Raw genomic sequence first — 14,941 nt, forward strand, 5'->3', positions numbered from 1 at the left:
AATGACAGACCTCAATAAAGTACAAGCTCTGACCGCAGAAGAACTTCTTAAAAATTTTGAAGTTAGTGACGAAGCAGAAGAACATCTGGTACCGGATACCGCACCAGAAGTCAGCATTAACCGTCTTATTGATGCAGGCTTGTTTCCAGATGCTATAAAGTTACTTGCTCACGGCTTACCTAAACGGGAAGCCGTTTGGTGGGCATGCCTTGCGGCCCGAGATATTCAAAGCCCGCAAACCGATGAAGATAATGTTAACGCTCTGATTGCTGCAGAGACCTGGGCAAAAAAGCCAAGCGAGGAAGCCCGGCAACGCTGTAAGTTATTTGGTACTAAAACCAAACACCAAACTCCAGCCAGCTGGGCAGCTACTGCTGCAAGTTGGTGCCACGGCAGTCTTGCTGCAGAAGGGGAGCCCGCGGTTGAGCCCCCCGAGCACCTTTATGCCCATGCCGTTGCCGGCAGTATTACTTTGGCCGCAGTGCTATCGGACCCAGTGGATCCAAATAAACGATTCATGCGCTATATGGAACAAGGCCTCGACCTGGCACGGGGCGGAAATGGCAGAGCGGAGGGGTAAACCATGGGCAAGCCAGCTTCTCGTATTACCGATATGCACGTTTGTCCGATGGTTACCGGAACAGTCCCTCATGTTGGAGGGCCGATTTTAAGCCCAGGCGCACCCACTGTCATTATTGGCGGTATGCCCTCGGCAACTGTCGGGAGCACCTGCACTTGTGTAGGCCCTCCCGATACCGTCGCTATGGGAAGTACCACGGTAATGCTGCAAGGTAAACCAGCCGCACGTATGGGAGACACCACAGGACATGGTGGGAAGATAGTTATTGGCTGCCCTACTGTATTAGTTGGGGGGTAAAAATGGTTAGATTCCTTTTACTATTTGTATTAATTTTTTCATCCACTAAGGGAGTACCCATGTCGATCTTTAAAAAGGATGAGGTTTTTTTGTTTTCGCCAGTTAATGGTTACTTAACTTATGAAAAGGAACCTGCTTCAAACACCTCGGTAAAGAGATTAGTAGAGTGTGATGGCAAAAGCTACGAAGACGTTACGATAACCGATAGCTATGGACACTTTTCTTTTGAGCCACTAAAAAAATTTGAGAAAAACTTTCTTCCCAAAGAATTTGTTTCCCACCAAAAAATAATCGTTAACCACAACGGAAAAGATTATTTAATCTGGGAAACTGTAAAAAGAAGTGAAGAATTAAATTCAGAACTGGAAGGTCAAAAATTAGATTTTAAATGTGAAATAACAGATGAATACAAATTTACTCACATGACATTCAACTCCATTGGCACAAACTGCAAATGGGAACCCCAAGAAAACCAGTAAGGAGCTGCCATACACAAAAAAAATATTCCAATTCTGCCAATTCGCCTTTCAGCAGCAATATTAAAATAAATATTAATTCATGGGCGCAAACCTCAACACTTTCAATAAATTAATATCCTTATCACGGACAGAGTAACTTAGCTCTGAGCATCGATCTGTCACAAACATATGCAGGAAGTGTTTATCTTATAGATCTATTGAAAATATCTCACAAAATGGTTAGGAGGACTAAGATGGGAAGTACAATAACACACAAAGATGCGGCATTATTAGCTAGCTCAGTTTACGAAATCCAAAATGATAGATTTACACCACCGACTATTGATCGCTTTAAAAATCAATGGGATTTATCCAATCATGATGATGTCGTGGGGGGATCTTCTGGCACACTTTGGATTATTAAAAAGAGAACTGGATTTGGTATTGTAGCTACGGGAAGGGGAGAGTTTAAACACGATGCGCTTATTCTACTAAGAGGAACAGATAATAATTTTGACTGGGCAACTGATGCAACTGTCGGTTTTTCCTCGTCAGAAACAGGAAGATTTGTTCATACCGGGTTTAACAAGTGCTTCGACACCATATTGCCTGAATTAAAAGAACGAGTACTGTCTTTAGGGCAAAATATAAGAACGATTCACTGTGTTGGACATAGCCTTGGCGGTGCCTTGGCAACACTAACAAGTGAGTGGCTAAAAAAAGCAGGAATATCACCAACGGATGACGTCAAACTCTATACTTTTGGCAGTCCTCGAGTTGGAGCCTTAAGTTTTGTTAAATTAATGACAAGCGAGCTAGATAACGGTAAGAATATATACCGCGTATTCCATAAGACCGATGTCGTCCCAATGGTACCAATGTGGCCATTTTACCACTTACCATATGGCGAAAAAGCATACTGCTTAAACAGCCCTGGAAACTCACCATCCGGGGAATATCATAAAATGGGCAGATATATCGAAAGTGTCAACAAAGCCTCATCTTGGGACACCATGTATGAGCTAGAGCCTGAAATTCCAACGTCAGCAATTGAGCAATGGCTGTCTTCTGAAGGGCCTGTTAGCTTTACTATCAACACAATGAATATGATAAATAAAGCAATTTCTTATGTGATACTTAAAATTCTTAAGCTAACTGGAATTAGTATTCAATTAGGATTAGCATCTGGGGTAACCTTATTAGACATGCTGGCCTATATCCTCCAGCAAGGGATAGATTTCTCAAAGAGCCTATCTTCCTGGGTTTATTACTTAGTAAAGAAAATTATGATTGCGCTGGGAATGAAAATAAAAGAAGACATCAGCTTAACCTATCAATTCATACGACATATCTTAACCACCCTAAAACAAAAAATTGACCTTCTTGTCGAGAAAGCAGCTAGATCAATATTTGGAAATTAGAGCCAATTTACACTTATAAATTACAAGTGAGCTCTCACAAAAAACTAATATCTAGGTAAAGCTGCTTTGAGCTATATGAGTTTGAAAGTCCAAAGCTTGGCATACGTTTAAAGGCTCGATGGTATCAAAATATACCATCGAGCCTCCCTTATATTTTAATGCACCATATAGCTAAAGTCACCTTCCTCTGTAGCAGATACTCTAATCTCTTTAACCTCTTCTCCTCTAGCCATTTTATCCAGGCATTCACTGGCTAGCTCTGGCAAAAGTGTCTTATTCAGAATAACTTCAATATTTCGAGCCCCGGTATCTGCTTCGTGGCAGCGAGCAACGATATTGATCAGAACATCCTCATCATAACTGAATAAAGCACCGTAGTGCTCCCGAACTCGCTTCTCAATCTTACGCATATTAATTTTGCAGATTTCCACCAAATTCTCATCGTCGAGAGGGTAGTAAGCTACTACATTTGCGCGGCCGAGAAATGCCGGTTTAAATTTTTGTAATAGATGCGGACGTACATTATCCAGTAGTACATCTGGCTCAGGCTTTTCCTCAACCTGAGAAAATATCGCTCTAATTGCGTCCTCCCCAGCATTGGATGTCATTATGATAACGGTATTCTTGAAGTCGATATCCCGACCTTCGCCATCCTTGATCGTGCCCTTATCAAACAAGTTGTAAAAAATATCCTGAACACCAGGATGAGCTTTTTCCATTTCATCCAGCAAAATGACCGAATACGGTTTACGGCGCGCAGCTTCTGTGAGAACACCACCTTCACCATAGCCGACATACCCGGGAGGAGAACCCAAAAGCATAGATACCTTATGCTCCTCCTTAAATTCAGCCATATTGATTGTGGTGATATTCTGCTCACCACCGAATAGTTCATCAGCCAAAGCCAAAGCTGTTTCGGTCTTGCCGACACCACTGGTGCCACAAAACATAAACACACCAACCGGCTTGCGCGGATCAGTTAATCCTGCCCGTGAGGTACGAATGGCCTGGGCAACGGCTTCGATAGCATGAGGCTGCCCGATTACACGATTATTCAGGCGTGCGGCTAAGGTTTTAATGGCAACAATTTCATCACTGACCATTTTTCCAACGGGAATGCCTGTCCAGTTGGCAACAACCGCGGCAATAGATTGCTCATCAACTGCCGGCTGCATCAATGGTGTATCACCCTGGATAGCGTGCAAGTCCGCAGTTAAGCTCTTAAGTTGCTGCTGATAATCCGCTAAGAGCGCTTCATCCGGTGTTTCGTCAGTACTCTGAGTTTTACTAAACTCAATATCAATCTGATCCCTAAGGTTTTGAATTTGCTCAATCAACTCATTCTCATTAACAAGCTGTTGTTCAAGGACGAGTAAACGCTTTCCTTCAGATTGTTTGAACTCTGTTAATTCTTTGAGTTGCTCTTCATGCTCACCAAAAGCCGCATTTTCCCGCTCAAGTTTAGCCAGAGTGGTATTGGTTCGATCGATATTAATTCGTGCGTCTTCAATTGCGCCGGGTGTAGCAGACTGGCTGAGAGCAACGCGAGCACAGGCGGTATCCAATAGGCTGACAGATTTATCAGGCAGTTGGCGCCCCGGTATATAACGGTGAGAAAGCTTAACTGAGGCAATAATTGCTTCATCAAGAATACGCACTTTATGATGCTGCTCTAGGGAGGTGGCAATACCACGCATCATATCGATGGCATTTTGCTCACTCGGCTCCTCTACTTTCACCACTTGAAATCGGCGCGTTAAGGCCGGATCGCGCTCAAAGTACTTTTTGTATTCAACCCAGGTCGTTGCGGCCAGTGTGCGCAATTCACCTCTAGCCAACGCTGGTTTTAACAGGTTAGCGGCATCCCCCTGCCCTTCCTTGCCACCCGCACCGATCATGGTATGAGCTTCATCAATAAACAAAATAATTGGTGTCACCGATGCGCGCACTTCTTCTATTACAGACTTCAGGCGGCTCTCAAATTCACCTTTTACACTGGCGCCAGCCTGTAATAGGCCCAAGTCCAGTGTGCGCACGGCAACACCGCGAAGAGGCCCAGGAACGTCGCCACTGGCAATACGAAGAGCAAACCCTTCAACCACCGCAGTTTTACCAACACCAGCCTCACCGGTAAGAATTGGGTTATTTTGTCGGCGGCGAGTCAGGATATCTATACATTGGCGAATCTCTTCGTCACGGCCCAATACAGGATCGATTTCGCCCTTCTTAGCTCTCTCGGTCAGGTTTATCGTGTACTTGTCCAATGCTGGGGCCTTACTCGCTGCAGCTGCAACCGCAGCGGCACCGTCGTCCATGCCCGAGACCGCACCGACATGGCTGGACTCTCCACTTTGTCCAAACATCGCCCGTGCTGTTTCACGGATAGATTCAGGCGCAATTTGTTTCAGTTCAGGGCAAGATTCCAGAATCTGACGTCGTGAGGTTTCTTCCAACAAGAGTGCGGCCAGCATGTGCCCAGAACTAATCGCTCTATGGCCGTAATCAATAGAAGCGAGCATCCAGGAGTTTTTAGCTGCTTCGACAATGGTAGGAGACAAAGCTGGGGGGCGACTGCTTCCGGAACGAAATGCTGCGATAGCAGTGGCAAGTTGCTTGGCAAAGGTCGCAGCATTACAGTCATGCTTTTCAAGCAAATGATACAAGTCTGTATCAGACTGATCCAGTAACTTTAGCAACCAGTGCTCCAACTCAACATTATATTGATTCTGTGATAAACACAGTCCTGCAGCTCCCTCAAGCGAGTCGCGCATATGCGGCGTCATGGTATCGACCAGCCGCTTTAAATCGATATTGATCACGTTGAATTTCCTTTCCTAAATAGTATTGTTAGTTATTACTTATGCTGCAGGTAAAGCTTCATCAGGTGAAATGTTGTCAGCACTCAGGGTAATCTGGACAAGTCTCTCGCCATCTTGTTCGCTAGCCATATGGGTATTCCAGCCAAGCAAAGGTTCATTTTCAGCTTTTTTATTCAGCTGGATAGGGCTCACTTGGCTGGTAGAGAGCGTTACTGAAAGTTCAAAATCTAATTCTATACCGGCACTAAATCTTATAAATTCTTTCAATGCTTCAAGTTTTTTTGTTCCTGGTGCAATGGTCATAAACTGTTCATAGGCCATTGACTCAATAATCACCTGGAATTTATTTTGTGCCTGAAAACAATGAGTTCCTAAAATTGTATTTACGCCCAGGCTATTATTTATTCCTCGAGGAATTTCATCACTGGGTAGGCGACACAAAATATCACTTGGCAACTCATCCCACTGGCCTTGAAATTGCTCAATCCTAACCGAGAGATCGAAATAATGTTTGATCATACTGGATAAGGCAGTCGCTGAGCAGCGTCCACTGGATAAATGCCCCGTCATTCCCAGTAGAGCTTCATCCGGGATCGGCATACGATAACGCATCTCGCTAGTGCCGAGCCCCGCCAATGATGCTAAGGCATGGGTAAATTTATCCGGTTCCCGGGAATTTTGTAACCGCTGTCGCTCATAATTAACTGGCAGTTGGTATTTATGCCAAGCCTGATAAAATAATGAGATACTGCGATGGTTGAACATATCGAGAAAATCACGAAGGGCCGTATTATTTTCCCGGAGTTCTTTTTGCACTAATTCAGTCAGGTAATAGGGCATTACTCCCTGACTACCTATCAATCCAGTGAAGCCCACCTCCATGTGCCACTGATGCGACTCTTCATCACTCGACTCATCTTGTTGAATCGTCTTTTTTTCAAGGCGTAAAACATCTGAGCTAATATATGAGAGCCCAGATTGCGCACTAAAACGTATCAACTCCTTTGCAGGCGGTGCAGCACTGCCTATAGACTCTTTACAAAAATCTGAACCTGCCAAGTGGACTGCGCGTTCAACAAGCCTTACTGACTGAAAAAAGTCAAAACTATAGGGCTCACGACGCAAACGCTCAATTACAGTAAAGCTTTTTCGCCGGCGCGAGGTGGCCATCTCTTTAATTCTCCATCTCGACCACTCATAGTGGCTATTAATTTCGTGAACGAATTAATCGAACAATACAAACCCAGAAAACGCTCGATAATACTGGCAAAAAGTAATGGGCTTGTACCGGTCAGCATCATTGAATCCAGTTCAATCTCCACCTCTGTACCACGGCACAAAACGACACTTTGATCGATCTGAATCGGAGCGGTTACCGGCTTGGTATTTAATTTTAATAACGACTCAATCAGGTTACGCGTACTCGCTGAGTCACGAAAATCGTAAAGCCTGAATATTTCTTTTAGAGCATTACATCCTTCTGAACCTGATAATGACAGGTGGTTCAGATTAAGATGAGAAATCAATCGCCAGTACCCTCTTTCACGGCGCGGTGGCCGTAGTGTTGCTGTCGGTGATACTACACAGCTAATTCTGCTTGCAGGCAAATCTCCATCAACAACTTCCAGGTAAGGTTGAGAGCTACCACTAGGTAATTTTTTCGGTAAATTACGGTTGCAGCAAGTCAGCTTTATATCAAGCGTCTGATCGCTAATCCGGTGTGGATTAAAGTCAAGATCAACAAGATTAATATCGATTTCAGACGCTTGTTCATTACGATGCTCACCTTCGATAACATCTCTTCGGCGACTAAACCAGAATGCCGTCTGCTCCGAGTGATACTGACTGTGCTGTATGCCGTAAAAAGGACGATATCGAGTCGTCTCTCCATCTCCATCGGTAGCCGCTACTTCATCGACTGAGTATATTTCCAGGCCATCACTACGGCGGGCATCTGGAACAACATGATAACTATATTGTGTATGGCTAAGCGGTATCGGGTCTGCACTTTGATTAAACAAATTAACAGCCGGCGTACAACCCAGCGCGAACATTCCTGGGACAAGTTGCTTTTCTAACTCTTCATGAGTTTCTGAAAGATAGAAATATAGATTTAGAGTGTCTCCATAACTATCGTTCAACGCATTCTGTACATTTAAAATATCCAAAAATAAAAATTTTTCAGGAAATGCAAAATATTCAGTGAGCAAACGATAGCCAATGAATGCAGTCTCTGGATAGGGTAGCAACCCTTCATCAACACCTAAGCCCACTTGGTTTATTTCCTCAGGTGAAAGGAAAGTTGGCTTGGGGTCACTCTCGCCGTTGGCGACAACTAACTTTACGCATTTGCTCAACAGTAAATCGTACAAACTAAATATATGCGATGGCTGGCCACGCAAAAAGAATCGGAAACTATCCGGGCCTAACTCTGAAAAACTAATATCAGGACTGAGTGTTTTTAGCGAAAGTTTCAATACTGCGTTTGCACCCTGAATATCATTACACCCAGGAGCTATAAAGGGTCTGGGCATGAGACTCGCGCTGACAGCCTGAAAGGGACAGATTTCTGTAGGATAACTGGTTGTAAAGCGACAAGTTTGCCCTTGGAAGCTATCGCTCTCTAACAATGTCCTTGCCCCTACGGAAGTAATGGCATCTAGGTCCTTCTCCGGTTCAAACTGAACAATGGCACAGGAGGGGATTGGACGAAGATAATGGGGGTACAGAGTTTCCAGCATCGCATCTGTTAACTCTGGGAAGTCATCACTTAACTTCTGCTGTACCCGCGCGTTCATGTAGGCAAACCCAGATAACAATCGCCCTACCAGAGGGTCATCAACTGTATCTGCATCCAGCTGAAGCCTGGATGCCGCAGCGGGATGCATCTTGGCAAATTCAGCAGAAGTTTGCTGAATAAATGCCAATTCACGCTCGTAGAGATCTATCAGTTTTTCACTCATCACATAATCTCAGACACGTCTACCAACTGGGTAACCGGGTTTAGTGCCGAATCAAATACTATAATTTCTGATGCCGGGTTTATATGCAACACAGCTTCCACTCGAAATCGGATGCTGGGATCTTCGACATCCACTTTATCTTGTGTTGTAACTTTTACCGAGCGTATTCTGGGCTCGAAACTTAAAACCGTTTTCTCAATATCCCGACAAAACTGTTTTCGGCTATCTGAAGAGGATAGGTTTACGGTTGATAAGTCTGGTAAACCATAATTAATATTGGATTTTTGCAAGTACTCATGCGCTGCTGGGGCCGAAATACATTTAAAACGTGTATTAAACAAGTATTCCAAATCCCGGCGCACACCCTCTCTTAACTGCCTCAAAACCTGGTGAGACTGATGCATGTCCAGTTTGCTGGAGGACTGTAATAGACGATCCAGGACTGGTGCTAATAAACGTTTTTCTTTTGCCATAATCGCTATGCGGCCCCTACACCGATTGTTGCCAATGCAGTAGTAAGTTTTAGCTCAGACACAAGATGATCTACGGTATAGTGGCTCTTTAGATGAATCACACTCTGATAACTACCGGCTTTTCCGGGCTCGTCTGCAACTCGAACACGCGCCTCACGCAAGGGGTATCTCGCTAACATTTCCCAAGAGAGATCATCTCTACCCGTTGTATATTGATCCAGCCAATGCTGAAGTTGTCGCTCACAGTCAGCGGCATTCATATAGGCACCGACTTTATCTCTAATCATCACCTTGATGTAATGGGCAAAACGGGAAGCACAAAGTATTTGTTGCAACATAGAACTAATGCGGGCATTGGCTGTAGCTGCTTTGGAGCTGTACTGTTTTGCTCGCTGTAATGAGGGAACACTATTAAAGGCACTGTAAGGGGTGTCATAGCAGTGATTTAAACAGGCAAACCCCAGTTCACTTAAGTCACGCTCTGCGAAATCAGTCACCAAAATTGAAGTGGCCATGCGAATCATCCCCGGCGTACTATCCGGCTTATAGGGCACCATCGGCAGCTGAGTGACAAGCCCACCGCCCAAATGATCGCGTGCAACACCCCTGATATGGGAAAACCACCCCACCTCACTAAACTCTCGGAGTAAAACCGCACCCAAAGCAAAGCAGGCATTGCCCCACAAATAGTTCCGACTGTGGGAAGCAGCAACTTGTTCCTGAAATCTTAATCCACGATATGAGGAGAACTCTTGATTATAGGGTTCGCGCATTAAAATTTGTGGAAGAGTCAGAGCTATAAAGCGGCTGTCCTCAAGATCTCTTAGGCTGTTCCAGCGAATATATTCTTTCTGGCGGAACACTTCGGAAAAATTAATGGGCTTAGCTAAATCAGAAAAATGATCAATACCAAATAATTGGGGAGCAGAGGCACAGACGAAAGGTGCAAAAGCCGCTGCTGCTGTGTGTGCAATGCCTTGTAAGGTGAAAACATCATCATACGGATGATCAGGCAGAGGACGATGGGAGACATAGTAATCCCCCAGTAACAGCCCAAATGGCTCGCCTCCTGGAGTGCCGAACTCCTCATTGTATACAAGATGGAAGAGGCCGGACTGGTCGAAATCTGGAGCCCTTTCAATATCCTTGGTCAGATCCTTCCAGCTAGCATCCAGAAGTTTTATTTTGATATTTTCCGTATGTGGAGTATCAAATACCAATAAGGATAAGCCACGCCAACTGGCTTCCAGTCGCTGGAATCGCGGATGGTGTATTATCCGATTTAATTGATCGCAGATAATTTCATCCAGCTCAACGATTATTCGATTCAGGTACTGACGAACGGAGTAATTATCCCTATTGGTACAGGGGCATAATTCTTTCAGCCAATATTCAAATGCAAAAAGGTCATCCAGTTCTTGCAGAAACTTTCGTAGTTCATTCTGCTGCCCTCTCGCCAATTTTTCCGGTAGAACATCAGTCTGATCTTCCGATATTTGGTCATGTGCTGCACGGGGCACCGGTATACTCCAACATGAATTATTATTTGAATAAGTAGCGGTAAACTCAGGCCTTGAGCAAGACCTCTCGAAGAGAAGGTCCACCCCCTACGGAGTGGACCTGGGGTAATTATCCCGCAGACGGGATATTCGCCACCATACGCATAGATGTTGTCAGTTCTTCCATCTGTAGCCAAGGTTTCAGATAGGCAATCGCACTGTAGCATCCAGGCTGTCCAGGAATTTCCTTAACTTCTACCCGAGCCTCAGAAAGCGGGTATTTGGCTTTCATCTCAGGACTGGCATCCGGATTGGAATTGGTATATTGGGAAATCCACTTATTCAACCAGCGCTCACAGTCACTTGCTTCCATAAAGGAGCCGACTTTATCGCGCGCCATCACTTTCAGGTAGTGGGCGATACGTGAGGTTGCCATCAAATAAGGAAGGCGTGCAGAGATAGCCGCATTTGCAGTTGCATCGGGGTCATCATACGCTTTTGGGTCCTGGGCACTTTGCGCACCGAAGAATACCGAGTAATCCGTATTCTTGTAATGACACAAAGGCAGGAAACCCTGAGCACTCAACTCAGCTTCGCGGCGATCAGTAATACCGATTTCGGTGGGACACTTCTGGTCCAAGTCGCCATCATCACTCTTGAAAACGTGTGACGGAAGACCTTCTACCTTACCACCACCCTCAGCACCGCGAATGGCGGTACACCAGGAGTTCTCCGAAAATGCTTTTGTCATGGTCGTGCCCATAACATAAGAAGCATTCATCCAGCAGTACTGATCGTGATCTGCAGGACGGGACACGCCACTCTCGTCCACTTCAAATTCTTCAAAATCAAAAGCTTCAATCGGCTTGGTGTTGGCGCCGTATGGGGTACGTGCCAAGGTGCGCGGCATCACCAGTGTGACAAAACGGGAATCGTCACTATCCCGGAAACTGCGCCACTTGATGTACTCTGCCGATTCAAAAATTCCACCCAAATCTCTAGGCTTGGACAACTCTGTGTAGTCGTCAAATCCAAACATGCCAGCGCCAGCGGCTGCAACGAAAGGGCAGAATCCCGCAGCCGCTACATTGGACATTTTGCTAAGAAGTTCAATATCCTCAGGGTGGCTGGTGAATTCAAAATCACCAATCATCACACCATAAGGCTCACCACCAGCAGTGCCAAATTCTTCTTCATAAATTTTCTTGAAAGTCTGGCTCTGATCGAACTCAACCGCTTTATCCAAATCGCGGAATAGCTCTCGCTTGCTCAAGTTGAGCATGCGGATCTTCATGGTAGCGCCTGTTTCAGAGTTCATTACCAAATGATTCAGGCCGCGCCATGAGCCTTCAAGCTTCTGGAATTTCTCATCGTGCAGAATGGCAGATAGCTGTTGTGACATTGCGTTATCAATCGCACTGACTGCAGCTTTAATTGTTTGGGTGAGGTTACGATCCCAAGTAACAGTCCCTTTCAATACCTGCTCGGTCAGGTTCGCCAGTAAGTCCTGTGCTTCTTGAGGTTCGGTTTGCTTAGTCGCAGCAATTGCCTGATCCAGAAGATTGGCTGATTGCTCTTCAGCTTCACTACCGGCAACATTTTCTACTTCAGTGCTCATTCTGAATCCTCTCCTTTATCCTCGTTCAGGCCCAGTTGCTCGGATATAGCACTTACATTCTCTGTGCTTTTAAGAATATCCTCGAGCACCTTCTCAAGCTCTTCTGAACGATCAGCCTTACTCAGTAAGTCACGCAACTTGCTGCGGGCTTCAAGTAACTGCTTGAGCGGTTCCACCTGCTCAACAATCTGCTCAGGAGAGAACTGATCCATGTTATTGAAATCGAGATTAACTGCCATTTTGCTGCCATCACCGGATAAGGTGTTTTCCACCTGCAGGTTTAGCTTTGGCTTAACCTTACCCATGACATCGTTGAAGTTATCTCGATCAATCTGGATAAATTTACGATCTTTCAATGCCTTACGACTCTCTGCATTGTCACCAGAGTAATCGCCCATCACACCCGCCACAAAAGGAAGTTCCTTTTTAGCTTCGGCTCCATTCGTTTCAACATCGTAAGTAATATGCACACGCGGCTTACGCACGCGCTTGAGTTTATTGTGGATGCTCTCAGACATCTCAGGTCTCCTTTCCGACTTTAGGGACTGCTGTTCTTAGTTAACTACCAACCAGCGCTGGCTTCTTCTTGCGGTTGCTCACCCCAACCCTCATCAGAGACTGGCGCAGACGCACTTTCTGAAGGCGCATCGGCGGCAACCGCAGGAGCTGATGAAGTGCCACTTGTTGTCACTGGTGGGGCTACATATTTTTGAGTATCAGTGCCATCGAGACGTACTCCGGTCAGCTGGGAGTACATGGCCTTTGATTGGTCGTCGGGCAATAGCTGCGACATCAATTCCGAAACGGTCATACGCCCCCAGCCGATCAACCTTTCCAACCCTGGAGCCAGTGGGGTATGGGGCTCATAGGTACGAAAATACTTTGCCGCCTGCTCTAGCAACTTCAAAGCATCCTCTCTGGATGTCACTGGTCCACTGGGAATAGGTACGCCGACCGCAGCCATAGTGACTGCGGTACTATCAATCTGCACCTCTGCCACCGGCTCATTGGCGCTTGAACTACTTTGCTCCTCCTTCGCCTGCTCTAAGGACTCAAGGTGTGTCTTATAGATAAAACGACTGGTGCGCAGAACCTCATCCAACAGAGAAGAAACATTGGTCGACGGTGGAGCATCATGGCCGCAGCTCTGGCGCAAACTACTATTGATGGCTTTGTAGTGGTCAAACGCCGACTCAATCGTTTGAACCAAATTTTGAGCCCATTCAGCGCTCGCACTGTTTACACATTGATCTATAGCTTCAAGGTTGTAACCCAGGGTTTCAATCCGAGCTACTTTGGCATCTTCATCGGCGATCCTGTCAGCATCTCTTGCCTGTTGGAACTGGACGAAGGAATAATCTCCGTAATCTCCCTCAGGCGTAATACCTGCACTGCGGATAGGCATCATCAAGGTACCGTCGCCGCCATCGCCATTCAGGCCGGTCAAGGGAGCGACCTTGGTTTCAAGGCCATCTTCATCCGGAAGGGGGTACAAACCATCCCAGAACTGTTCGACAAGCTGGTCAATCAGTTGCAAGCCATCTCTCAACCCGGTAAAACCTTGCAAGCGAATCAATGCTTCGGTATACCAGCTTGCCACCTCTAAATCTTTGCTTTTTTTGCTGAGAATTTTTTCCGCAGCTTTGGCAACATCTTTCCAGGGGGCAAGCAAATCCGTGTCGACATCATCAAACATGGCCGAGCGCTCAGCGGCCCGTGCACTATTCCGTGCATCTTTGATTGAGTAATAGTCTGAAGTTGGCGAACGATCCTCGCGGATATCTTCCCCTACAGGATTATCTGCCGAGATTGGGGCAACTAATTCATCGATATTTATCGTGTTTGGGAATGCCATCAAATAAAGTCCCTTATACCGAATCAAATGCTTTAATCAGAATTCTGAGAAGAGTACACGTTGTAGATATCTAATCAAGGCAAATGATGCGCTGGATACCCATTACTTCGAAAAACATGCACTGTTGACAATTGTACGCGATTTATTTTTGTTAGATTTTGGCTTCTTATTCCAAGCTATTACGCAGGAACTGTTGTTGAGACACATTTATCCCTATTGGTCACTGCCTTAAATGTGGCAAAAATTTGCACAAACTCTATTTTGCTTTTTGGAAAACTCTCCTGATCAGACCATAAAAATACCGAGTAAAAACTCTCTTGATTCTGAAAAAATGTGACCTGGTAACAAACTGGCGTATTGGCCACATCCGCGGACATCTCAAAGACACAGCCTTGCAGATCATTACTCTGCGTAGATCTGGGCCCGGATATTAGTTTTCCGTTCGCTACCCGTGCCAAGCACTGCTGAATCTGAGCTGTACCAAACTCATCAATAGTCAAGCTCTGGGGAAGCTGTTTTCGTAGCTGTCGCAAGACAATCAGGTAACGATTTGATTGCGCGCTTCCCGCCTGAAGTTCCGCTTCATTATTCAGGTTGTCAAATGCTTGCCAACCACTCGGAACACCTATAGATATCGCTTTATCGACACTTTGTAAATAGTCAAATGCGCTGGGTAAAGGCGGATCACCTGAATTACTGGACTTCACAGTACAGTGCATTAACTGATCGCCCAGACACAACTGTGTATGCCACCCAGCCAGCCAGAATTTCTTCATCATCTGGCAGGCCTCCCCCCTATCTTCCGTTACTTTTATCTGGGGGTTCAATCCAGCCAGGAGTCCTTTAATTTGGCCAAACCCCAAGCCAAATTCCCGACCCAATGCGGCTATCGCATGACGTCGTTCTGCAGAACCTCTAATTTCCCCGGTAAAAATTACCTTATAAGACATATCAGTAA

13 protein-coding genes are annotated in these 14,941 nt (G+C 45.6%); 4 read left to right on the forward strand and 9 right to left on the reverse strand.

What is annotated here, in order from left to right; translation table 11 throughout:
• The first annotated feature begins 1 nt into the window (after position 1).
• The 4 genes from MO867_RS01090 to MO867_RS01105 all read left to right on the forward strand — a co-directional run bounded on the left by MO867_RS01090 (position 2) and on the right by MO867_RS01105 (position 2,756).
• A complete protein-coding gene (locus MO867_RS01090; RefSeq protein ID WP_252464092.1) occupies positions 2 to 580 on the forward strand; it encodes a DUF6931 family protein in 579 nt (192 codons plus the stop codon).
• A gap of 3 nt (positions 581 to 583) precedes the next feature.
• Positions 584 to 877, forward strand: coding sequence for a PAAR domain-containing protein (locus MO867_RS01095; RefSeq protein ID WP_252464093.1), 294 nt, complete (start codon positions 584 to 586; stop codon positions 875 to 877).
• A 59-nt stretch (positions 878 to 936) separates the two neighbouring features.
• A complete protein-coding gene (locus tag MO867_RS01100) occupies positions 937 to 1,356 on the forward strand; it encodes a DUF6795 domain-containing protein (protein WP_252464094.1) in 420 nt (139 codons plus the stop codon).
• 233 nt (positions 1,357 to 1,589) lie between these two features.
• Complete coding sequence (locus MO867_RS01105; protein ID WP_252464095.1) at positions 1,590 to 2,756, forward strand: lipase family protein; 1,167 nt, start codon at positions 1,590 to 1,592, stop codon at positions 2,754 to 2,756.
• Between the two features lie 155 nt (positions 2,757 to 2,911).
• Here MO867_RS01105 and tssH read toward each other — a convergent pair whose 3' ends face one another.
• From tssH to MO867_RS01150, 9 genes are all read right to left on the reverse strand, one after another.
• Positions 2,912 to 5,575, reverse strand: coding sequence for a type VI secretion system ATPase TssH (gene tssH, locus MO867_RS01110; RefSeq protein ID WP_252464096.1), 2,664 nt, complete (start codon positions 5,573 to 5,575; stop codon positions 2,912 to 2,914).
• Positions 5,576 to 5,614: 39 nt separating this feature from the next.
• Positions 5,615 to 6,745 (reverse strand): type VI secretion system baseplate subunit TssG, encoded by a 1,131-nt coding sequence (gene tssG, locus MO867_RS01115; RefSeq protein WP_256473668.1) that lies wholly within the window; start codon positions 6,743 to 6,745, stop codon positions 5,615 to 5,617.
• On the reverse strand, positions 6,709 to 8,538 hold the full coding sequence (tssF, locus tag MO867_RS01120) for a type VI secretion system baseplate subunit TssF (protein WP_252464098.1): 1,830 nt from the start codon (positions 8,536 to 8,538) through the stop codon (positions 6,709 to 6,711). Before tssF ends, tssG begins: the two co-directional genes overlap by 37 nt.
• Positions 8,538 to 9,011 (reverse strand): type VI secretion system baseplate subunit TssE, encoded by a 474-nt coding sequence (tssE, locus tag MO867_RS01125; protein WP_252464099.1) that lies wholly within the window; start codon positions 9,009 to 9,011, stop codon positions 8,538 to 8,540. Before tssE ends, tssF begins: the two co-directional genes overlap by 1 nt.
• A 5-nt stretch (positions 9,012 to 9,016) precedes the next feature.
• Positions 9,017 to 10,531 (reverse strand): type VI secretion system contractile sheath large subunit, encoded by a 1,515-nt coding sequence (gene tssC / locus MO867_RS01130; protein WP_252464100.1) that lies wholly within the window; start codon positions 10,529 to 10,531, stop codon positions 9,017 to 9,019.
• A 109-nt stretch (positions 10,532 to 10,640) separates the two neighbouring features.
• Complete coding sequence (gene tssC, locus MO867_RS01135) at positions 10,641 to 12,128, reverse strand: type VI secretion system contractile sheath large subunit (protein WP_252464101.1); 1,488 nt, start codon at positions 12,126 to 12,128, stop codon at positions 10,641 to 10,643.
• Positions 12,125 to 12,646, reverse strand: coding sequence for a type VI secretion system contractile sheath small subunit (tssB, locus tag MO867_RS01140; protein ID WP_252464102.1), 522 nt, complete (start codon positions 12,644 to 12,646; stop codon positions 12,125 to 12,127). Before tssB ends, tssC (MO867_RS01135) begins: the two co-directional genes overlap by 4 nt.
• Positions 12,647 to 12,690: 44 nt before the next feature.
• Complete coding sequence (gene tssA / locus MO867_RS01145; RefSeq protein ID WP_252464103.1) at positions 12,691 to 13,983, reverse strand: type VI secretion system protein TssA; 1,293 nt, start codon at positions 13,981 to 13,983, stop codon at positions 12,691 to 12,693.
• Positions 13,984 to 14,162: 179 nt separating this feature from the next.
• Entirely contained in the window at positions 14,163 to 14,933 is a 771-nt protein-coding gene (locus MO867_RS01150) for a hypothetical protein (RefSeq protein ID WP_252464104.1), read from the reverse strand.
• Positions 14,934 to 14,941: the final 8 nt, after the last annotated feature.

Origin of the sequence: Microbulbifer okhotskensis, assembly GCF_023895975.1 — a bacterium.
Classification (GTDB): domain Bacteria; phylum Pseudomonadota; class Gammaproteobacteria; order Pseudomonadales; family Cellvibrionaceae; genus Microbulbifer; species Microbulbifer okhotskensis.

Coding starts and splice junctions, on each gene's coding strand:
- MO867_RS01090 (WP_252464092.1), top strand. CDS start 2: ATGACAGACCTCAATAAAGTACAAGCTCTGACCGCAGAAGAACTTCTT.
- MO867_RS01095 (WP_252464093.1), top strand. CDS start 584: ATGGGCAAGCCAGCTTCTCGTATTACCGATATGCACGTTTGTCCGATG.
- MO867_RS01100 (WP_252464094.1), top strand. CDS start 937: ATGTCGATCTTTAAAAAGGATGAGGTTTTTTTGTTTTCGCCAGTTAAT.
- MO867_RS01105 (WP_252464095.1), top strand. CDS start 1,590: ATGGGAAGTACAATAACACACAAAGATGCGGCATTATTAGCTAGCTCA.
- tssG (WP_256473668.1), bottom strand. CDS start 6,745: ATGGCCACCTCGCGCCGGCGAAAAAGCTTTACTGTAATTGAGCGTTTG.
- tssF (WP_252464098.1), bottom strand. CDS start 8,538: ATGAGTGAAAAACTGATAGATCTCTACGAGCGTGAATTGGCATTTATT.
- tssE (WP_252464099.1), bottom strand. CDS start 9,011: ATGGCAAAAGAAAAACGTTTATTAGCACCAGTCCTGGATCGTCTATTA.
- tssC (WP_252464101.1), bottom strand. CDS start 12,128: ATGAGCACTGAAGTAGAAAATGTTGCCGGTAGTGAAGCTGAAGAGCAA.
- tssB (WP_252464102.1), bottom strand. CDS start 12,646: ATGTCTGAGAGCATCCACAATAAACTCAAGCGCGTGCGTAAGCCGCGT.
- tssA (WP_252464103.1), bottom strand. CDS start 13,983: ATGGCATTCCCAAACACGATAAATATCGATGAATTAGTTGCCCCAATC.
- MO867_RS01150 (WP_252464104.1), bottom strand. CDS start 14,933: ATGTCTTATAAGGTAATTTTTACCGGGGAAATTAGAGGTTCTGCAGAA.